The sequence below is a fragment of the Methanosalsum natronophilum genome (assembly GCF_024808815.1).
GTDB lineage: Archaea > Halobacteriota > Methanosarcinia > Methanosarcinales > Methanosarcinaceae > Methanosalsum > Methanosalsum natronophilum.
This window is the reverse complement of the sequence record NZ_JANUCS010000014.1, coordinates 26,566-46,456: the sequence shown is the minus strand read 5'-3', so window position 1 is coordinate 46,456 and position 19,891 is coordinate 26,566. Positions and strand designations below refer to the sequence as shown.

General features: G+C 35.5%; 20 protein-coding genes and 1 tRNA gene. 7 read left to right on the top strand and 14 right to left on the bottom strand.

The features are described from left to right. Positions 1-16: 16 nt before the first annotated feature. Positions 17-856, top strand: a complete 840-nt coding sequence (gene rsmA / locus J2T59_RS07935) for a 16S rRNA (adenine(1518)-N(6)/adenine(1519)-N(6))-dimethyltransferase RsmA (RefSeq protein ID WP_259135396.1) — start codon at positions 17-19, stop codon at positions 854-856. A gap of 31 nt (positions 857-887) precedes the next feature. Beyond that, entirely contained in the window at positions 888-1,484 is a 597-nt protein-coding gene (locus tag J2T59_RS07930) for a HemK2/MTQ2 family protein methyltransferase (RefSeq protein ID WP_259135395.1), read from the top strand. 20 nt (positions 1,485-1,504) lie between these two features. Here J2T59_RS07930 and J2T59_RS07925 read toward each other — a convergent pair whose 3' ends face one another. The 8 genes from J2T59_RS07925 to J2T59_RS07890 form a co-directional block, all read right to left on the bottom strand. Next, positions 1,505-2,377 carry a thiamine pyrophosphate-dependent enzyme gene (locus J2T59_RS07925; protein WP_259135394.1) on the bottom strand — a complete coding sequence of 291 codons (873 nt, stop codon included), beginning with the start codon at positions 2,375-2,377 and terminating at the stop codon, positions 1,505-1,507. After that, on the bottom strand, positions 2,378-4,114 hold the full coding sequence (locus J2T59_RS07920) for a 2-oxoacid:acceptor oxidoreductase subunit alpha (RefSeq protein ID WP_259135393.1): 1,737 nt from the start codon (positions 4,112-4,114) through the stop codon (positions 2,378-2,380). Between the two features lie 226 nt (positions 4,115-4,340). Further along, the gene (locus J2T59_RS07915; RefSeq protein ID WP_259135392.1) at positions 4,341-5,243 is read right to left on the bottom strand and encodes an NAD-dependent epimerase/dehydratase family protein; all 903 of its coding nucleotides are present in this window, start codon (positions 5,241-5,243) and stop codon (positions 4,341-4,343) included. A gap of 277 nt (positions 5,244-5,520) precedes the next feature. Continuing rightward, on the bottom strand, positions 5,521-5,943 hold the full coding sequence (nikR, locus tag J2T59_RS07910; protein ID WP_259135391.1) for a nickel-responsive transcriptional regulator NikR: 423 nt from the start codon (positions 5,941-5,943) through the stop codon (positions 5,521-5,523). 24 nt (positions 5,944-5,967) lie between these two features. Further along, the gene (locus J2T59_RS07905) at positions 5,968-6,357 is read right to left on the bottom strand and encodes a 5-(carboxyamino)imidazole ribonucleotide mutase (RefSeq protein ID WP_259135390.1); all 390 of its coding nucleotides are present in this window, start codon (positions 6,355-6,357) and stop codon (positions 5,968-5,970) included. A gap of 56 nt (positions 6,358-6,413) precedes the next feature. Beyond that, positions 6,414-6,701 (bottom strand): chorismate mutase, encoded by a 288-nt coding sequence (locus J2T59_RS07900; RefSeq protein ID WP_259135389.1) that lies wholly within the window; start codon positions 6,699-6,701, stop codon positions 6,414-6,416. 11 nt (positions 6,702-6,712) lie between these two features. Further along, positions 6,713-7,588 (bottom strand): shikimate kinase, encoded by an 876-nt coding sequence (locus tag J2T59_RS07895; RefSeq protein WP_259135388.1) that lies wholly within the window; start codon positions 7,586-7,588, stop codon positions 6,713-6,715. 61 nt (positions 7,589-7,649) lie between these two features. Next, positions 7,650-7,845, bottom strand: a tRNA-Trp gene (locus tag J2T59_RS07890). A 325-nt stretch (positions 7,846-8,170) separates the two neighbouring features. Here J2T59_RS07890 and J2T59_RS07885 point away from each other — a divergent pair. After that, positions 8,171-8,317, top strand: coding sequence for a zf-TFIIB domain-containing protein (locus J2T59_RS07885; protein WP_259135387.1), 147 nt, complete (start codon positions 8,171-8,173; stop codon positions 8,315-8,317). A gap of 76 nt (positions 8,318-8,393) precedes the next feature. On the opposite strand, the gene cobT is transcribed toward J2T59_RS07885, so the two are convergent. The 5 genes from cobT to J2T59_RS07860 all read right to left on the bottom strand — a co-directional run bounded on the left by cobT (position 8,394) and on the right by J2T59_RS07860 (position 12,770). Continuing rightward, positions 8,394-9,449, bottom strand: a complete 1,056-nt coding sequence (gene cobT, locus J2T59_RS07880) for a nicotinate mononucleotide-dependent phosphoribosyltransferase CobT (RefSeq protein WP_259135386.1) — start codon at positions 9,447-9,449, stop codon at positions 8,394-8,396. Positions 9,450-9,501: 52 nt separating this feature from the next. After that, entirely contained in the window at positions 9,502-10,935 is a 1,434-nt protein-coding gene (gene proS, locus J2T59_RS07875; RefSeq protein ID WP_259135385.1) for a proline--tRNA ligase, read from the bottom strand. Positions 10,936-11,087: 152 nt separating this feature from the next. Further along, positions 11,088-11,699, bottom strand: coding sequence for a ZPR1 zinc finger domain-containing protein (locus J2T59_RS07870; RefSeq protein WP_259135384.1), 612 nt, complete (start codon positions 11,697-11,699; stop codon positions 11,088-11,090). A 20-nt stretch (positions 11,700-11,719) separates the two neighbouring features. Then, complete coding sequence (locus J2T59_RS07865; RefSeq protein WP_259135383.1) at positions 11,720-12,100, bottom strand: cell division protein SepF; 381 nt, start codon at positions 12,098-12,100, stop codon at positions 11,720-11,722. A 187-nt stretch (positions 12,101-12,287) separates the two neighbouring features. Continuing rightward, positions 12,288-12,770, bottom strand: a complete 483-nt coding sequence (locus J2T59_RS07860; protein ID WP_259135382.1) for an RNA-binding protein — start codon at positions 12,768-12,770, stop codon at positions 12,288-12,290. Between the two features lie 171 nt (positions 12,771-12,941). Here J2T59_RS07860 and ileS point away from each other — a divergent pair, with 171 nt between their 5' ends. From ileS to J2T59_RS07840, 4 genes are all read left to right on the top strand, one after another. Then, entirely contained in the window at positions 12,942-16,127 is a 3,186-nt protein-coding gene (gene ileS / locus J2T59_RS07855) for an isoleucine--tRNA ligase (RefSeq protein ID WP_259135381.1), read from the top strand. A gap of 87 nt (positions 16,128-16,214) precedes the next feature. Then, positions 16,215-16,883: a 6-hydroxymethylpterin diphosphokinase MptE-like protein gene (locus tag J2T59_RS07850; protein WP_259135380.1), complete on the top strand. Its 669-nt coding sequence runs from the start codon at positions 16,215-16,217 to the stop codon at positions 16,881-16,883. Positions 16,884-17,064: 181 nt separating this feature from the next. Next, a complete protein-coding gene (locus tag J2T59_RS07845) occupies positions 17,065-18,153 on the top strand; it encodes a DUF373 family protein (protein WP_259135379.1) in 1,089 nt (362 codons plus the stop codon). Between the two features lie 62 nt (positions 18,154-18,215). Next, on the top strand, positions 18,216-19,007 hold the full coding sequence (locus J2T59_RS07840; RefSeq protein WP_259135378.1) for an MTAP family purine nucleoside phosphorylase: 792 nt from the start codon (positions 18,216-18,218) through the stop codon (positions 19,005-19,007). Between the two features lie 48 nt (positions 19,008-19,055). On the opposite strand, the gene J2T59_RS07835 is transcribed toward J2T59_RS07840, so the two are convergent. After that, a complete protein-coding gene (locus J2T59_RS07835) occupies positions 19,056-19,826 on the bottom strand; it encodes an RAD55 family ATPase (RefSeq protein WP_259135377.1) in 771 nt (256 codons plus the stop codon). Positions 19,827-19,891 lie beyond the last annotated feature (65 nt).

Below are 19,891 nucleotides of genomic sequence, written 5' to 3'. Positions count from 1 at the left end.
AAGGTGAAGTTATTCCGTGATCAAATCACTCTTAAATCAATATAATATCAGAGGTGGCTCTAGAGACCAGCATTTCCTGATAAATTCTCATACAATTGAGAATATTGTTAGGTATGCTGAGCTGGAAGATGATGATATTGTTCTTGAGATAGGAGCAGGGATTGGTAATTTAACAGAAAAGATAGTACCACATGTTCAAAAGGTGGTAGCTGTTGAATTTGATCCCGAGCTGGTATACGTTCTCCAGGATCGGTTCAGTGATATCTTCAAGGGAAAATTGGAGATAATCTCAGGTGATGTACTTGATATTGAGTTGCCATACTTTAATAAAATTGTAGCTAACTTACCTTATTCTATTTCCTCACCCGTCACCTTCAAACTGCTTAAGTACAATTTCGAGCTTGCTATTTTGATGTACCAATATGAGTTCGCACAACGTATGAAGGCTACATCTAACACTAAAGATTACAGTAGACTATCAGTCGCTACACAATACTTTGCAGATGTTGAACATCTTCTAACCGTACCACCCTCCTATTTTTCACCGCAACCTAAAATAAGATCATCTGTACTCAAATTAACTCCAAGGCCTGCACCCTACATTGTCTATAATGAATCGTTTTTCTTTAAATTCATAACAGTTTTGTTTGGACAACGCAGAAAAAAGATCCGTAATGCATTACTTAACAGTTCTTCACAGTTAAAACTGAGTAAAGATAATATGAAACAATTCTTACAAGAACTTGATAGCACCTTGATTGATATGAGAGCAGAGAACTTGGAACCAAGTGAACATGCCATGCTAGCAAACTTACTATTTGAATTCAAGTCTCAATGCAACCAAGTTTCCCATTAAAAAACCGAAATATAGCTAACTCACTTGGAAAATGACAAAAATAAAGTATAATGGAATAGAAGTTACAGTTCCTGAAAATGTTTACGAACCATCAGAAGACTCTTTCATGTTAGTGGATACAGTAATTTACTACGTTTCTGAAGGCATGAATGTACTAGAAATCGGGACTGGATCAGGTCTGATTGCAGCTACTATTCAAAAAGAATATGAAAAATGCTCTGTTATCGCAACTGAAATTAACCCAAAAGCATCTTTATGTGCTAAACACAACGGAGTGAATGTTATCCGCACGGACATGTTCGATGCTCTGAAAAAAAACAAAAAATTCGATGTTATTATATTCAACCCACCCTACCTACCAACAGTCGATGAACAAATAGAAGGGTGGTTAAATTATGCTTTTGATGGTGGACCCGATGGAAATGATGCGATTGAAAGTTTTTGTGAAAGGGTAATAGATTATTTAGACGATAAAGGAACTGTTTTTCTAGTTACTTCATCTCTTGCCAGTATAGATAGGGCTCTCAAGATAATGGAAATAAACAAATTGCAACCTGAGATAGTTAATAGTACAAAACATTTCTTTGAAGAGCTCGTTGTCATAAAAGCAAGTAAATCTAGACAATGAAGAAATTTTAGGGAACTTACTTAAGTAAATTCCAACATTAAAGCTGTTATATCTCTGGAATCATCACTTTTCTTTGTAAGTGCTTGATCATCTACCCCAACATTCTGTTCATAGGTATTAAGATAATTTTCTTTATTCTCATAAAAAATCCCTGTGGGTATCTTGTCACCAAACTCTAAGGATTTTCTAAAAGCCTCCTGTTGATCATGAGGGTCGTGTCCTTCATCATCTAAATTATATACACGTTCTTGATACCATTTATAGGTGTTCAGTTTATTGAACGTTACGCAGGGTTGAAGTATATCTACTAATGCAAACCCTTTGTGTAAAATTGCTTTTTTGAGTATAGATGTGAGCTGCTCAATATTTCCTGCAAAACCTCTACTGACAAATGAACAATTTAATCCGATGGCAACAGATAAAGGATTGAAAGGGCGATTAATTACACCATGTTTTTGTAACTTTGTAATCATACCAAAGTTACTTGTAGGGGATGCTTGACCTTTAGTCAGCCCGTATATTTGATTATCATGCGCTATCATTGTAATATTAGGATTTCTTCTGATAGTATGAATAAAATGATTTCCCCCTTCACCATACATATCACCATCACCACCAATTGCGATAACTGTAAGTTCACTGTTGACTATTTTGGCAGCTGTAGCGATAGGTAATGCACGACCATGCAATCCGTTATAAATGTTAGAATTTATATAATGGGGTAATTTTGCAGCTTGACCGATTCCGGAGCACAACAAAAGTTCTTCAGGTTTTTTCTCCAATTCTGTAAATGCTCTTTTTAAAGCCTTTAAAATATTGAAATTACCACAGCCTGGACACCATTCAATCTCTTGATTAGTATCAAATAATTGTGGTTGAATGTGTTTAGACATTTAAATCATCTCCATATCATGAAGTTTGCCTATAATGTTATCTGCAGTAAAAGGTAACCCGTCAAACCTGAGAATAGATTGGGAAATTTTAATACCCGTCTCTGAATAGAGCAACTTTGTGAATTGACCCGTTGCATTGTTTTCGATTGCTATCAAAGAATTTTTATCTTTTAAGATACTAGTAACTGTTTCTTGAGGTAAAGGATATACTTCGTTGAAATGTACCATATTCACATGATACCCTTTTTTAGTTAAAGTATCCACAGCTTCTTTAATTGGCCCATAAGTTGAACCCCAACCTACAAATGTTATATCGGAATCATTTGAACCGTACTCTAAAGGCGGGAAAATTTCTTTAACTAAACCCTCATTCTTTTTTAATCGTTTAGAGTTCATTTTAATCCTGTTCTCAATAGTTTGATCAATATGCCCATATTCATCATGCTCATCACTATCTGCACATACTAGGTGTTTCGAACTGCCGGGCAATGCACGTGGTGATATGCCTGATTCGGTGATAAGGTACCTTTTATATTCTTCTATCTCATCAAGTTCTTCACTCGATAAGACCCAGTGCTCAACATCGATATTGTCCTGATCAAATATGGGTACGGTGAAAGATGAGTCTGCTAAGTACTGGTCACCTAACAAGAAAACTGGGATTTGATACTTTGCTGCAATATTGAATGCTTTAACAGTCAGATAAAAAGCATCTTTTGGATTCATTGGAGCTAAGACACACCTTGGAAACTCACCTTGAGATGCATTGATAACAAATTGAAGGTCACCTTGTTCTGTCATTGTCGGAAGTCCTGTAGCAGGACCTGGTCTTTGTGCAAGGTAGATTACAACAGGGGTTTCTGTTATACCTGCCAACCCTAATGCTTCGGCCATAAGTGCAAAGCCACCACCTGATGTAGTGACCATTGACCTGGCACCAGCAAAAGAAGCTCCTATTGCCATATTCAGTGCAGCTATTTCGTCCTCAGCCTGCTCTACAATGATATTGAACTTATCAGCATTATCTGCTATGTAAAGCATAGCACCAGTTGATGGCGACATTGGGTATGCTGAGAGGAACTGTAACCCGCCAGAAATTGCACCTAAACCAATAGCTTCATTCCCTGTAACTAAAATTTTATTTGTAGTTTTATCTTTTGGTATCACCATGTGATAACATTGAGTTGCATAATTTTCTTGAGCATAATCATAACCTGCCTTTGCTGCATTGATATTATTCTGTACAATATCATCACCTTTACTTTCAAAAGCTCTGGTTAATACATCTGCAAGGTACTGGAACTCATAACATAAAAGTCCAACAATGGCACCAGTTGCTACCGAATTAGAGTAAATTTTATGCCCACTTATATCTTTTGCAATATCAGTAAATGGGACATCGAAATATGATGCATCATCAGCTTCTTTGGTGATACTCTCAATACTATTTATATCAAGCACAATGACTGTGCCTTCATTCAACTCATCATAATGATGTTCTATTGATTTAGCATCTAAAGCTACAAGAAGATCAACACTATTCTTTTTAGAATTGATTTGTTCATCACTGATACGAACCTCGGAAAAATTATGGCCACCTCGAATTCTTGACAGGAAAAAATGGGATACAAAAACATTATACCCACCATTCAAAAAAGTCTTTGCAAGTGCAGAACTAATTGTCTGTAAGCCCTGCCCCGCTTCACCTCCGATTTTAATATTAAAGTCTACTGACATGTGAATCCTCAAATTTAAACTGTTTTTAAGCTAACTCAAAAGTATTTACTATATTACCAATAATTAGTTTAATTTAAGTTATATCTTTTTCTCAACAAACTTACTTTTGTTAAAAATAGAGGAAAGTGAGGTACTTAACCTTAAGCGATGCATACAAATTAGAATGAACCTATGGGCCAAGTAACACAAATATAAATAGATGTAGCACTATTTATACATTTTCCTATTAAATTAGTTCAGTTAGTCCTCTTTTAAGATTAAGGTCTGGTTTGAACCCCAATTTTTTTGCTGCGCTGATATCGGCCACACTGTGATATATGTCACCGGGACGCGCTTCTTGATAATTTATTTCAAGTTCATTACCTATTAATTCCATAACAAGGTCGGATAATGTGTTTATATTTGTCTGGGTACCAGTACCCGCATTAAATACTTTTCCTATAACTTTATTTGATTTTAGGATTAAGTTAACTAAATTCACAATATCGTGGACTGAAATAAAATCGCGTGTTTGTTTACCGTCACCAAATATGGTTGGGCTTTGATTTGATTTGACATGTTCAATGAATTTGCTTATTACTCCAGAATAAGGGTTTAAGGGGTTTTGGCGTGGACTGTAAATATTAAATGGTCTTATTGCAACAACAGGTAAGTCGAATGCACGCTGGTACATTAATGCATATTTCTCACCTGCTAATTTACTGACACCGTAAGGTGATAAAGGTTCTGTAGGATGTGATTCATGTACTGGTATTTTGATGGGGTCACCGTAAACAGCAGCTGAACTAAAGTAAATGAACTTGTCAAGGTTTAAATCCTTACTAGCTGCTAAAAGATTGAGAGTTCCTTGGATATTAGTATCACAATCGAATGATGGTTGGTTAAATGACTTGTTAACATCGATTTGCGCTGCTGTATGAATGACAATATCTGCTTGATTAACTAAGCGTACGGCCTCTGGACCTTGGATATCACCGATAACCAAGTTGACATTTTCAGGAACTGTATCTCTATAGGATGAACTCGCATTGTCAAGGATGGTTATTTCATTATTCTCGTAATATCTCTCTGTAAGATAAGATCCTACTTGCCCCAATCCTCCAGTTATTAAAATTCGTTTATTTTTCATATAAATTCATAATTAGTTATAGCTATAAAAAAGTTTATTTAAATATATAATCTTTTGATTTAACCGATTTATGGAAAGCTTTTGGCAATGATTTTAGATTAAATGAGAGATGGATGCACTTAATTTTATTGATTTTCTCATTTTTATTAGCACAGTTCTTAAAAAGAAAAGAATCTTACATAATATTTATCGATAAAGCTTGGTTAAATAATAATCTTAGATAATTGATGGGATAATATAATTATTTAATAATAAAAGTTAGCTAAATCTTAAAAAGTCATTTCATGTCTGCAATTCTAGTTGTACTGAATCTAACAAAGTTAACACCTTTTTGTGCCATTATAGCTTCTGTAAATCCCCTTATATTAGAAGCATTCCCTTGTAAAACAATATTTTCTAAACATTTACTGGTATCAATGTAATTACTTGAGATGCTAAGTATAAGTTCAGAGTATTGTCTCTTTATAGTGGAAATTTTTTCAGCAAAACTAGTTTTTTCGGAATCGTAAATTACTGTAAGAATAGCTATGCGTTCACCTTCAACTTCACAAGACCATTCGTAATACTGGATATAATGTTTGATAGAAGCTCTGATACCTTCTGACCTTGAAGCGTATCCCCTATTGTAGATGATATCATCAAACTTTGCTAAAAGTTCTTTAGGGATAGAAACTCCAATTCGAGACAGTTCAATATCCATGAGTTCCCTCAAAAATTAAAAAGATTATTTGTTCATTTCCATGATGCGAATGGCCATGTGTGCAGCATTTGCACCATTATCAATACCAACACAGGCAACTGGTACACCTGGTGGCATTTGGGCAACTGACAATAATGCATCCAATCCACCTAATTTTGCACTTACAGGGACACCGATGACAGGTTTTTTTGTCTTGGATGCTACAACACCTGGTAATGCAGCTGAGAGGCCCGCAATAGTAATAAAAATCTTAGCATCAGAATTCGATACATATTCATCTAATTTATCAGGGTTTCTATGTGCTGATATCACTTCCACTTCAAAAGAATATTCGGTGTTTTCAAGTACACTAGTTACTCTGTTAGCTATCTCTCTATCAGATTCTGAGCCCATTAGAATAGAAATATTTACCATTTATTTACCTCTTGACTTAAGTATTATTATTATTATTATTATTATTATTATTGATTTCAAGGAAGATTACCTTCACCACTCATTTCATGTTGCCTATCAATGTTCATCTGAATTAAAATTTGAAAGATGCGCTTAATTGCTTCACAGTCCAAGTTTAGTTCAGTGGAAACTTCACAGGCACGTTTTAACACAACTTTGTTTTGTTCTTCATTGTTTATTGGGAGTCCATCTTGTTGTTTTAATTTTAAGACATCGTCCGCCATATCCACTCTTTTTTTTATCAGAGAAATGATCTCAAGATCAATTTCTTCTATTTGTTCACGTACAGTATCCAATTGAGTCATTGGTGGTCGCCTTACCTATAATAGTTGATTGAACTTTTATTGTTAAGTTTAGTTTCAATTATATTTCCCTTTATACCTAAATCAGTCCATGATTTTTTAAGTTTGTTGGTATTATTTTTTTCAACTAGAGCCACATAGGACGGACCAGTACCCGAAAGTGTAACCCCTTGAACCCCTGCTTCAAGTGCTTTGAATAAGGGTTCAGTGTCACACTTGAGTGCATTACAGTACAAAAAACCGTTTAGTGTCATTGCAGTCTTATAGTTTCCATTCAAAGCATGAGAGTAAGCAATATCGACCCATGGTGCTATTAGTTTTGATCTGGCAACATCCGTTTGTGCACTATATGCTTTTTTATGGGGTGCTAAAACTAAAACATCCATTTCAACCTCATCTCGCTTTACTAGCTCTAACCGATAATTGTCAGTTATCACGACACCACCCAGCATTGATGCACAGGCGTCATCGAAAGCACCAGTTATGCTAATATTTGTATCCTTAGCTGCTTGAACTCCAATCTTTATTGCTTCAATAGGCTCCATCACCTCATTGATCGCGTTAAGAGTTGCAATTATGGCTGCATTAGATGCTGCACTACTGCTTTTGAGCCCACTTGCAAGGGGAATTTCCGTGTTAGTGGTAACAGTTCCACCATAATCTAGATTGAAATGGTTTAAGACCAATTGTACAGTTCTTTCAATTAGACAAGTATTACCTTCTTCAGGGTAACCTTCAATCATTCCAATGATATTATTATCACTAGAAGAAAGTTCTACTTTTGCCTTAGTTTCCATATCAATACTAAAAGCCGAACCTTTCCAAGTAGAAATGGCATTAATGATCGTACCAGCACCATTTGCATGACCACGACCACTTAATTCAACCATTTGCCTAACAACTCCACTGAAATCTATTTAAAATCATATCTTGTATTTTAAAAGAATAGGATGGGGCTGGTGAGATTTGAACTCACGATCGACGGGTCTCTCCGAATAGCTATCTAGGACAGCTTTGTTCTTACAAGCACACATCAGTGCTCCAACGGTTCATCATAGCTATATCCCGTCGGACATAACTCAGTAGACCCGTTGTTCATCATATATCCGCTGGAGCCCGTCGCCATGCCGGACTAGGCCACAGCCCCTCATAACATGATTAATTTAGATTTATTTTAGTATTAAATTTAACAGAACTACTTATCATTACATGTAATTGTTTTATATTGGATTATAGTGAGGTTTATGCTACCTTAAAGACATTATACCTTTAAAAGCTTTTGCTTCTTGTTGCACATTCAATTTCTTTCAAGCTTATATTTAGCCGAATATAAGTTAAGTTACCGGGGAATTCTACTTTTTTAAGGCATAAAGAAAAAAATTCATATAAAAAAACCTATCATTTAATGTAATAGTGGGTTTCACATAACTGTTAATTATCTGTAAAAAATTAAATGGAGGGGGTTTCACCGTATGAAACAGAAAATGTTAACAAAATGCCCTAAATGTAATGTTGATTTTAAAAACATGGATGTATCTGAATATCAACAGTGTTTTCAATGTGGGTACTGGACAAGAAATGGCACTTTAAGGCTTGATCCAATACTGATATTTGATTAATTTCTTTAAAAAATAGTATTGCATTATTTTCTGTGCAATACTTATCTATCTATTTTTAATTTATATTGGCTTCAAATTATTCTGAATGAATTTCAGCAAATTTGCCTAACTCTAAACACAGTTCTTCAATGCCTTTTAGAATTTGCTCTTGGGGTATGTTACGCATTGCAGCCAAGTACAGAGCACCACCGGCACCAACACCTTCTTTCACATACCCGTCCTCGTATCTTTGAAGCCCTAGATGCCTGGAACGAGAAAAACCGGGATCTGCATAGTACATTGGAATACCTATTTCTTCAATGAGCTTCTGGAACCCAGCTGAATTATCGTTAACAATGAATTTGGTGGTTACTATGGACATAGTATCTTTTAGTTCACCTAAATGTTTAAGGACAGCTGCAACTGCTGCCATTTGAGTGCCACCTGCAAGCACAATCTCAGTATCCTTGGCTCCTGCAGCAATGCCAGCAACACAGGGTATCATGGGATCACCTAAATATTTAATAGCGTCAAAAGGTGAAGACTGTAAACTTCCAAAAGAAACACCCGAAATCTTCATACCTTCTTTTACTACTTTATTCTTCAAATCTAAGGGATTAGTTCCACAACTGCTACTAACATTTCCATCATAACCTAGAGCACATAGAACACCTCTAGCAGTAGTAGTTCCTCCAGGAATGCTTTCACCGATTGTTATTAAGTCAGACTCAGTACTTAGCTTTTCACCTATTTTGACACCGCGTTCAAATATCTCTTTAGGATCATCCACTGCAATCTTTTCACGAATATCTTTACCAAATGGACTTTTCATATCCACCATATCAACATCAGGTACCACTTTTAAACCAGAATTAATGAAGATGTATGGTACTTGACTCAGCTTCAATGCAACTCTTGTAATGACAGCGGGTGTAGGTGTCCCGTAAGGAGGTGTCATTGGAACAATATCAAAACTGGTAACTTTTCCTCGCTCCACTAGTTCTGCATCCCCTGCAGGCGTATAATCTGTCATATCAGGAGACTCACCTGCACCTGAGAGGTTAGGTATATGTGCAGTTTCTGTATTAGATAGAACACATAAAAATATAGGCGTTTTAGCTTGATGTTTACATTTAGGTATAATCCAGTCCATACATATTCCCTCGCTTTAATAATTATATTATTTACTTCGATTTAATTTAAAATTAATATGTTCGTGCCATATATGCATTTATATTAGTTTCTTTTTGGCATATAGTACACTTAGATGCGTCACAACTTTCATCATTTTGTGGAATTCCCAGAATTCCTGCACCGGTCCTTTCCTCAAGCTCGAGCCCACATTCTTTATTTCCACACCATGGTATTAGAACAATACCTTTCTGGATATGTTTGTCAACTGACTCAATATCAGCACACTTGTATATTTTCGAGTACAAATCTTCTTCTGCCTTTGAGTAGAGATTTTGATGAACTTGATCTAGCAAGCGTTGAACTGTTTCTTCCAACTTAGACATGTGGACAATTTCTTTTGTACTGTCGTTTCTCTTTACAATAACAACCGAATTATTCTTTAGATCACGGGGCCCTATTTCGATTCTAAGTGGGACACCTTTTAATTCCCACTTATAATATTTGGCACCTGGTCTTTTATCAGAAGAATCGAGTTCGACTCGAAGACCTATACCATGTAGTCTCTCCTTAACCTTCTCACATACCTCAAGCACTTCAGAAGAGTCTTTGAATATTATTGGAATAATAACTATCTGAACTGGTGCTATGGATGGGGGTAACACTAACCCTTTATCATCACCGTGAACTGATATTAGAGACGCAATACATCTTTCTGATATTCCGTAACATGTCTGGTGAGCATAAACCTGACCGCCTTCTTTATTCTCATACTTAATATCAAATGTCTTCGCGAAATTGTCTCCAAGATGATGTGCAGTGCCTACCTGTAACGTTCTGCCATCAGGCATCAGAGAATCTACAGCAATAGTATAATCAGCTCCTGGAAACTTGTCCCAATCTGGTCTTTTTGAACTCAATACTGGTATTGCAAGGTTTTTATAGAATTCTATGTACAGTTCTATTGCCTTTTTAACCTGATTAGCAGCCTCATTCCAATTTGCATGTACTGTATGAGCTTCTTTGAAAGATGTTATTTCCCTTAACCTTATAAGGGGTCTAGTGTGCTTAGTTTCGTATCTAAATGTGTTTACAATCTGATAAACTTTTATTGGAAGGTCAGCATGTGAACGTATCCATATCTTGTACATAGGATAAATAGCTGTTTCGCTTGTTGGTCGAAGAGCAAGATTTATGTCAAGAGGTGTGGTTCCACCGTTAGTAACCCAATAAACTTCATCTTCGAATCCCTTAATATGCTCAGCTTCTTTCATAAACTCATGTTCGGGAATCAGGAGTGGGAAAAGTGCTTCATCATGATCAGTGTCTAACAGTTCTCTTAACATATTATAGACTCTTTTTCTGATAGAGAATCCGAAGGGGAACCAGACATATAACCCTTTTACAGGATATCGAACATCCATAATCTCTGCCACACTTAGTATATCATTATACCATTCACTAAACTCTTGCTTGCAAGGAAGGCTTTTATCGCATTCTTCTCCCATATTGCCACCATATTATAAAACTGTATAAATCTTAATAAAACACTAATCTATTTTTTTATCTGTCGAAATATCTTAAAAATATTAGAGAATAAATTACTGTGAAACTAAACTAGCTGAGTCTAAATTTAAGCATGAGAAATAAATCTTACACTTTATTCATTAGAAACAATTTCAGAAGTTCCAACATCATATATAAACATGCCCGTTTTTAGCTTTGCAGCCTCATGTTCACTCAATTTTCGGGAAGTTGCTTTCTCATTAATAATGGCACTGTTCCCAAAGGGATCCTCTATCACTAAAGTTAGTTTATCAGTACCTTTGAACACACTCAATAATTTAGCCTTGAGTTCATCTGCTTTAGCTAATTTACTCTTATCATCTCCATACCACCGAATAGCTGTATCTAGCACGTCATTTAATCTGTTTAATACACCCTCTACATTAGTGACATATGCGTCCGAAGTTGTTCCTGGTTCCACCATAATACCTAGCTCAGGAACTGTTATTGTACCTGAAGTAGAGCGAATCACGCGTGCATTTAGGTCATCTATCCCATCAATTATCATTTCATAATGAATGGGTTCCCTCTCCTGTAAAATCATGGTGTCAGTGAACTTAAAACTACATTTGCATCTGGCAGTAACGTACATCACTTCTCCAAAATAAGGGATATTATCTCCTTGCCAGTGAATGACCATCTCTTCTTTACAAAGTGGACACGTTGACCTACTTTCAAAGCTTTGGCAATTATTATCTAGCGGCATAGGTAAAAAATTTAATAGGTTTAGTACTTGGCCCCGATTATCTTTGATCGATCAATCTTTACACCTGTTGGTGTGACTAGTACTTGATCGTCTTTTAGACCCGCAATATCACCACGTACATCAGATACTACTTCTTTTAGGTCTTTTAAGGCTCTGTCAAGCAACAGCTTATCTCCTTTTATGTTTGAAATATCTATCATTAGGATATTACCCTCATATATCTCTTTTTTCAGAGATGTCATGTCTGCAAGATTCGTGATTTCAGCTACTCTTATATAGGTTTCTGCAGGCTCATCTTCTATCACTTCTTCATATTTGCTAAGATCCAATTCAGCAAACTCATCGGGACTGGTTACTTTTTTACTACCACTACTGCCAAAAATTTCTTTAAAACTGACCATATTTGCACCTTTTTACTGTTATTTTAATTTAATTAGATTGAATTATTGTGTTTATTAAACTTATTAAGTTAAAATACCATAATGTCTCTAATATTAATTCTATTGTTATTGGAATAATGATATATTAATTACTCCACAATTTTAAATATATTGCTATCAATTTTTACATTATAATAATACAAATAGTTTATATTTCGAAGTTCCAGATATAGTCTCCTACATAATGAACGGTTTTTATGACCTTTCCAGAATCACCTACCATGGATGAACCATTTACTAAAGCATACCCAATAGATAAAGGCTTATGGTGAGTTTCTTCCTTGACTATCACGTATTCATTTTCTTTTATTTTAGGTTCAGCACTGATAATTCCAGGAGACATTATGTCTGCACCATTAGCTACATGAGGTACTGCACCTTTATCTACGATAACTATATTTTTATCAATATCTAGATCCATCACACACACAAGAGTGGGGAATAGTGTACCTTTATACTTGAAGAAATAGGGCTTAGTGTTCACGAGATACAGCTCAGTGTTATTATATGTCCCAGTTTCAAACTTTTCATTTTCAATAGAATCAATGGCTGAACCAAACATTTCACTTAGTTCATCTACTAATTTATTTTTGTTGGATTTTCGGAGTTGAACCCTTGACTTGAATTTCAAATACCATCACCCGAGTTAAAATGATATAATACTAGATTTCACTTTATTTGTTTACATTATTGTCTAAGTTAAATATTTTACCTATTATTCGTACTAGGTCTAATCAAAAATGCTTTAAACGAATTGCGTATTATAAAAGAAACAGAATTCTGTTCATGGAGATTATTGGTAATGATAGAAGAAGTTAATGATAAATACGATGCTCAACGAATTGAAACTGGAGTGCAGGAGTTATGGCGAACTAATAGCACTTATGAGAAAGTACGTGCACATCGCAAGGACGGAAAAAAGCTATTTTTTGTCGACGGACCACCTTACCCTACTGGAAAGATTCATCTTGGCACTGCATGGAACAAAATCATTAAAGATTCTTTATTACGGTACTATTCTATGAACAACTATCATCTCCAAGACCGTGCAGGTTGGGATATGCACGGGTTACCGATTGAAGTCAAAGTTGAAGGTGTACTTGGTTTTAAGTCAAAGAAAGATATCGAGTCTTATGGTGTAGAAAATTTCATAGATAAATGTAAAGAATTTGCAATGAAAAATAAAGGTGACATGACGCTACAGTTCCAGAGATTGGGATCATGGCTTGACTGGGACGAGCCTTACATGACACTCAAAGATGAGTATATCGAAGCTGCTTGGTGGACACTTAAACGGGCACATGAGAATAATCTCATTGATAGAGGTGAACGTGTAGTTAACTGGTGTCCTCGATGCGCGACTGCAATTGCTGATTCAGAGGTTGACTATGAGGATAAGACAGATCCGTCAGTGTACATAAAATTCAAAGTTAATGAACTGGAGAATACTCATATTGTTATCTGGACAACAACCCCGTGGACAATACCGTCAAATATGGCAGTTGCGGTTCACCCACAGATAGAATATGCTAAAGTCAAAGCAATTAATTCCAGAGGTGGAACTGAGAACCTTATCATGGCTAAAGACTTAGTAGAAAATGTATTGAAGATGGGTCGTTATACAGATTACGAAATAATTGAAACTATTTTAGGTGTGGATTTAACAGGCTATTCATATGAACATCCGCTTTCTGATATTATTCCTAAACAGTCTGAATTCGAGCACAATATATATTTAGCTGAGTTTGTTACTGCCGAAAACAGTGGTTGCGTTCATATTGCACCTGGACACGGCTTAGACGATTTTGAAGTAGGTGTAAAACACAATTTACCTATATTCTGTCCAGTAGATCATGAAGGTTTGTATACTGAAGATGTAGGGAAGTATGCAGGCCTTAATGTGAAGGAAGCAAATTCGACTATAATTGATGACCTTGAGGCCCGCCAAAAGTTGATATCACAAACTTCAATACAGCATAGATATGGGCATTGTTGGCGGTGTAAATCTTCAATAATCTACCTTGCAACAGTACAATGGTTCATAAAGGTCTCTGAGATGAAAGAGGATATGCTTGAAGAGATCAAGAATGTTGAATGGACTCCTGAATGGGCTGGCTCTTCACGGTTCAAAGACTGGATTGAAGGAGCAAGGGACTGGTGTATTTCAAGACAAAGGTATTGGGGCATCCCGATACCAGTTTGGAAATGTGATGTTTGTGACTCACTAGATGTGATTGGGACAAAGAAGGAGTTGATGGACAGAGCAAACATTGACAATGATATTGAACTGCATAGACCTTATGTTGATCAAGTTGTACTTGACTGTAAGTGTGGAGGGAATATGAACAGGGTCGAAGACGTGTTCGATGTTTGGTTTGATTCAGCAGTAGCTTCATGGGCAACTCTCAATTTTCCACAAGATAGCGAAACGTTTGAACAGTGGTGGCCAGCAGATTTTATTACTGAAGGACACGATCAAACACGTGGTTGGTTCTATTCTCAACTAGGTGCTAGCATGATAGCTTTTGGGAAAGCACCCTACAAAAGCGTTCTAATGCATGGATTCACATTAGATCAACATGGTAAAAAGATGTCAAAAAGTCTTGGTAACATAGTGGAACCATCTGAAGTTATCGAGAAATATGGCGCTGATACATTACGTATTTATGTACTGTCAACAAGTGCACCTTGGGAAGACTTGAAATTTAACTGGGAAGGTGTGGCTAATATACATAGGCTCCTGAATATTTTATGGAATGTATACAGGTTCCCATTACCTTACATGTCACTAGATAACTTTAATCCTCTTTCTGTTCAATTCGATGATATTGAGAATCATTTAAGGATGGAAGATAAATGGATTATTTCCAGGATGAATACCGTTATCCAGGAAGTAACTGAGTATATGGAGAAGTATATGCTTCATCGGGCAGTAAGAAAAATAAATGAATTTATTGTGGAAGATTTGTCAAGATGGTACATCCAACTAATTCGACCAAGGACTTGGATAGAGGCGGATGATTCTGATAAGTTAGCTGCTTACCGCGTACTGTATGATATATTTGTTACATTATCGAAACTTATAGCACCGTTTACTCCACATTTGGCTGAAGAGATGTACCGTAACCTCCAGTTAAATGTGTACAATGATGCATTACCATCAGTTCACATGTGTGATTGGCCTGAAGTTAACAAGGGATTACAGAATATTGATCTTGAGAAACAGATGCGCATTGCACGGTCTATAGTGGAATCATGTTCTAATGCGAGACAAAAAGTTAAACGGAAACTTAGATGGCCAGTAAAACGTATAGTGATTTCGGCACAGAGTGAAGATGCGGTAAGTGCTGCTAGGAAACTTGAAACAGTTTTAAAGGATCAAGCAAACGCGAAACAGATTGAAGTAGTTGATGTTGGGTCACAATGGGAGGAGCTTGGTGTAGTTGCAGTGCCTGAAACAAGCAAGATTGGTCCCGAATTCAAGAAAGATGCTGGTCTTGTGATACAGGCTATCAAGACAACTGACGCTTCATTACTATACAAAACATTCAAGGAATCGGACGAAGTAGAACTTTATATTTCTAATGGAGAGAAGGTTACAATTAATCGAGATATGGTTAATTTCACTGAAACAGTTCCTGAAGAAGTAGCTAGTGCCGAGTTTAGTGATGGAATAGTTTATGTCGATGCTGCACTGACACGTGAGATTGAGTCGGAAGGGTTCGCACGAGAAGTAATACGTCGTGTTCAAGATATGAGGAAAGATATGCAACTCGCAGTTGAAGAGAATATTTTTGTATCTATATTGATTGAAGATGAACGTGTACGGGAGCTTGTATTCGACCTAAAAGACTTTATTGCAAAAGAAGTGCGTGCTGAAGAACTTCGAATAAGTGGTTCTGAAGTACCTGAAGGTGACCGATTAAAAGATTGGGATGTTGAATCTATATCGATTACTATTGGACTTACACCTAGCAAAAAACGATAACTTGTAGGTGAATCGAATAATGTATCTACTTTAAATAGTTTATCTTTCCCATAAAAAATTTAGTTGAATGGTACTTAATGTATGATAATGGAATTTAAGGACTGGAAACCTATATACTACCAAATAGTACAGGATTTCGGTTTTGATATGGCACATGATAGGCTAGCAACATTACAGTTTTCAAAGTTAGTTGCATTATCAGATCAAAATCTTAGCCTAAATTTAACTAGAATAAGAGAATTAATTGAAGGTCATAGAGTATTGGTATGTGGGAATGCTCCATGTCTTCAAGAGGAGTTAAAAAAAATTAATTTAGGCAAATATACTGTGATTGCAGCAGACGGTGCAACTGAAACTGTTATGAATGTCAGCAAAATGATACCTGATATTATAGTTACTGACCTTGATGGTAATGTTGAGATGGAATTAGATGCTGTTAGCAAGGGGGCAATTGCAGTCATTCATGTACACGGTGATAATATCGATATTGTGCGCAAAAATCTACCAAAATTCAAAACCTTTATTGGTACGACACAATCTGAACCCACTATCAACATATTCAATTTCGGTGGCTTTACTGATGGGGATAGATGTGTATTTATTGCTAATAGATTTAATTCAATTCAAATAGATATTGTGGGATTTGATTTTAGTGATAATAATGTTTCTGATATTAAACAAAAAAAATTAGCTTGGGCTAAAAGATTAATAGAAATGATTAAACCTAACCCCACGTTTATAGATAAATATGAATAAAATATATTAATCTGTGTAAAAGATATCTTTAACTAGGTATATCTATTCGAAAAAAGAATAATGAGTTGGATATAAAAATCATATATAGCAAAAAAGATACTTAGTTTGGTATTAAAGTTTAATTAAATATATATTAGTTTGTTAGAACCTTAAACTAAAAATATTAGTATATGAGGATTGGATGGATACTTTAATTATTTGTATAGATAGGGACAACGACTTAGGTGAGAAGGCTGGAATCAGAACACCTATCATAGGCCGTGAGAAGATTATAGAAGCTGCTGTTAGTTTAGGGACTGTAGATCCAGAGGATTCCGATACAAATACATTGTTTGGTGGAGTCAAGGTTTTGGATGATCTCCACAATAAAGGGGTAGACGCCGAGATTGTTTCGCTTGCAGGTGATAAGAATGTAGGTGTTATGTCAGATCAGAATATTTCTCGACAGTTAGATGATGTACTTGAAACCTATGATGTCAAAAACGCTATTTTCATCTCTGATGGTGCCGAAGATGAGACATTAGTGCCAATAGTCCAGTCTAGGATAAAAATAGACTCAGTGAAACGTATTGTAGTTATGCAGAGCGCCAATCTTGAAAGCACTTATTATATCTTGAAACATGCTTTTAGTGATCCAAAGATATCTCAAACCTTTTTTGTCCCTCTGGGACTGGCAGCAATCATTTATTCCATATCACTATTAGCAAATTATCCTGAAGGTGCCATAATTGGTATTCTTATAGCAGTTGGTGTTTATATGTTGTACAGGGGTTTCATGTTGGACGACAAATTAGTTGTTCTTACTGAACAAACAAAGTCTTCTATCAGAGCTGGTAAGATAACTTTTATTACATACCTTGCAGCTGCCCTTGTTGCTATTACTGGCACTATATACGGATTAACCAACGTTTGGCAGTTCTATGTTGAAGGAGGAATATGGTATTATGGATCTTTGACTTTAATTACAGTGTTTATTAACAAGTCAGTATTATGGTACATTGGAGCTGGTTTGGTAGCTATTGCTGGTAAGATGATTGATCAATATATGAACCAAGTGCCAATTCAAAATAAAGTGCCACCTGCTCTATATGTAATGTCAGCTGGCTTATTGTTTTGGGGTGCAAGTACATATATACTCTCTATGACAATGTCGGATGAATTTATGTTAAATCCGGATATAGGGTTACAGTATTTTGTTTACTCTATAGTTGCAGCATTTATATTAGGCATTATAGGTATTAAGTTAGCAATGGAACCTGAAAACAGGTAATACACTATAGATAAAATCTATTAGATGTAATTGAAAAAAGTTCGATTTTATGTGGGACTAGTATGATTGATGTTGACCTTATAGTGATTGGTGGTGTAGGATTTACTAATTCTGAAAAACTTTCATTAGGCTCGAATGGATATGAGATAAAAAAAATTGAGACGCCTTATGGAACCACTCTAGCCCATATTTTTGAGACTAGTGGTCTAAGAATAGCTATTATTCCCAGACATTTTGGTACTAACCATGTACCACCTCACAATATAAATTATCGTGCTAATATTTGGGCCACAAAAAGTTTTGCCTGTAATCGTGTATTGGCATTGAATTCGGTTGGTACGATGAATGAAATTAAGAATTTACCTGGAACATTCTTTATACCCAACGATTTTATTGATTATACTAAATCCCGAATATACACTTTTTTTGATGAGAAAACTGTTCATTTGGATATGACCGATCCATACTGCGCTCAAATGCGATCTAAACTTAACTCTTTTTTAGGGAATTTGGGTACAAAATTCTCTGAAGGTACATATGTTTGTACTGAAGGACCAAGGTTTGAGACAAAGGCAGAGATTAAAATGTTAAAACAGTTTGGTGATGTTGTAGGAATGACTGGTATTCCTGAAGTAATATTGGCTAGAGAGATAGGTTTATGCTATTGTTCTATATGTACAATAACAAATTATGCTTGTGGTATTTCAACTAACAAACTTACTATAGACGAAGTGATTGAGAACATTGAACAAAGTAAAGATACCTTAGCTGAAATTATTCTGCATATGGCAAAGCAATCAGACACAAGAAAAATATGTGCTTGCCAAAATTCAATTGATGGTGCAACTCTTTAATGTAATTAGAAAAAACAATTTCTGAATTTGCGACTGTGCGAAAAAAATTTATGCAATATCTCTTGATGTGTCTATCTCGACCCCATCACTTATTGTGAACTTGATTATTTCAGTGTTAGGTACCATACCTCGCACTTTGGGTATTATTAATTTACTTGAAATTTTATCAATATTCTTTTCTAGTGAAATATCGAAAATGACATCTGAGGCATGAAGGATTTCGTTTTCAATATTATCTGAATGACTCCCTTTTAAACCTAATAAATAGGTTATACAATTACTTTCTTTAGTACATTCATATAATACGTTTATTAGTTTTTTAATTAAACCTCTGTTAACGTGCAAATTTAAGAAAAAGGTAAAATTGTCAATTATAAGATTGAATTCATCATCGCTATTTTCTGCTACTATATTGTTAAGGTTGTATTCGAGGTACTGTATAATGTTAGTGTCCACATACTCATTCCCAATAGTATCAGTCATATCACCATTAGGTGTGAAATAGTATTCTTGGTACACATCAATGAAAATTATAGCATCCGCATTGAAGTTTAGATTTTTGATGTTTTGATTAACATACTCTTTTCGTCTATCAGTTGTAATATAATATGTTTTTCTTGCTTGGGTGAATTGGTACAAAAACACCTCTGCCATTGAGAAAGCGTCTGCAGATATGTAAACTACTGACCTTTCAGGCAAGCCGCCATTTAAGCTTCTGTCAAGTGCATCAATACCTGTATTCATTACTTTAAAAGGAGCTTCTTCTTCAACCTTGAATGAAGCTTCATCACTCATATTCAACTGTTCAAAAGCAACCATAATCTTAATCTCACAGTTAAATAAGAACACTATTCCTAATAAGAGTTTCTTTTTTGGGAATATCT

Bases quoted from the DNA above. Each gene is read 5' to 3' on its own strand.
- J2T59_RS07930 (WP_259135395.1), top strand. From the start codon at position 888: ATGACAAAAATAAAGTATAATGGAATAGAAGTTACAGTTCCTGAAAAT.
- J2T59_RS07925 (WP_259135394.1), bottom strand. From the start codon at position 2,377: ATGTCTAAACACATTCAACCACAATTATTTGATACTAATCAAGAGATT.
- J2T59_RS07920 (WP_259135393.1), bottom strand. From the start codon at position 4,114: ATGTCAGTAGACTTTAATATTAAAATCGGAGGTGAAGCGGGGCAGGGC.
- J2T59_RS07915 (WP_259135392.1), bottom strand. From the start codon at position 5,243: ATGAAAAATAAACGAATTTTAATAACTGGAGGATTGGGGCAAGTAGGA.
- nikR (WP_259135391.1), bottom strand. From the start codon at position 5,943: ATGGATATTGAACTGTCTCGAATTGGAGTTTCTATCCCTAAAGAACTT.
- J2T59_RS07905 (WP_259135390.1), bottom strand. From the start codon at position 6,357: ATGGTAAATATTTCTATTCTAATGGGCTCAGAATCTGATAGAGAGATA.
- J2T59_RS07900 (WP_259135389.1), bottom strand. From the start codon at position 6,701: ATGACTCAATTGGATACTGTACGTGAACAAATAGAAGAAATTGATCTT.
- J2T59_RS07895 (WP_259135388.1), bottom strand. From the start codon at position 7,588: ATGGTTGAATTAAGTGGTCGTGGTCATGCAAATGGTGCTGGTACGATC.
- J2T59_RS07885 (WP_259135387.1), top strand. From the start codon at position 8,171: ATGAAACAGAAAATGTTAACAAAATGCCCTAAATGTAATGTTGATTTT.
- cobT (WP_259135386.1), bottom strand. From the start codon at position 9,449: ATGGACTGGATTATACCTAAATGTAAACATCAAGCTAAAACGCCTATA.
- proS (WP_259135385.1), bottom strand. From the start codon at position 10,935: ATGGGAGAAGAATGCGATAAAAGCCTTCCTTGCAAGCAAGAGTTTAGT.
- J2T59_RS07870 (WP_259135384.1), bottom strand. From the start codon at position 11,699: ATGCCGCTAGATAATAATTGCCAAAGCTTTGAAAGTAGGTCAACGTGT.
- J2T59_RS07865 (WP_259135383.1), bottom strand. From the start codon at position 12,100: ATGGTCAGTTTTAAAGAAATTTTTGGCAGTAGTGGTAGTAAAAAAGTA.
- ileS (WP_259135381.1), top strand. From the start codon at position 12,942: ATGATAGAAGAAGTTAATGATAAATACGATGCTCAACGAATTGAAACT.
- J2T59_RS07850 (WP_259135380.1), top strand. From the start codon at position 16,215: ATGGAATTTAAGGACTGGAAACCTATATACTACCAAATAGTACAGGAT.
- J2T59_RS07845 (WP_259135379.1), top strand. From the start codon at position 17,065: ATGGATACTTTAATTATTTGTATAGATAGGGACAACGACTTAGGTGAG.
- J2T59_RS07840 (WP_259135378.1), top strand. From the start codon at position 18,216: ATGATTGATGTTGACCTTATAGTGATTGGTGGTGTAGGATTTACTAAT.
- J2T59_RS07835 (WP_259135377.1), bottom strand. From the start codon at position 19,826: ATGGTTGCTTTTGAACAGTTGAATATGAGTGATGAAGCTTCATTCAAG.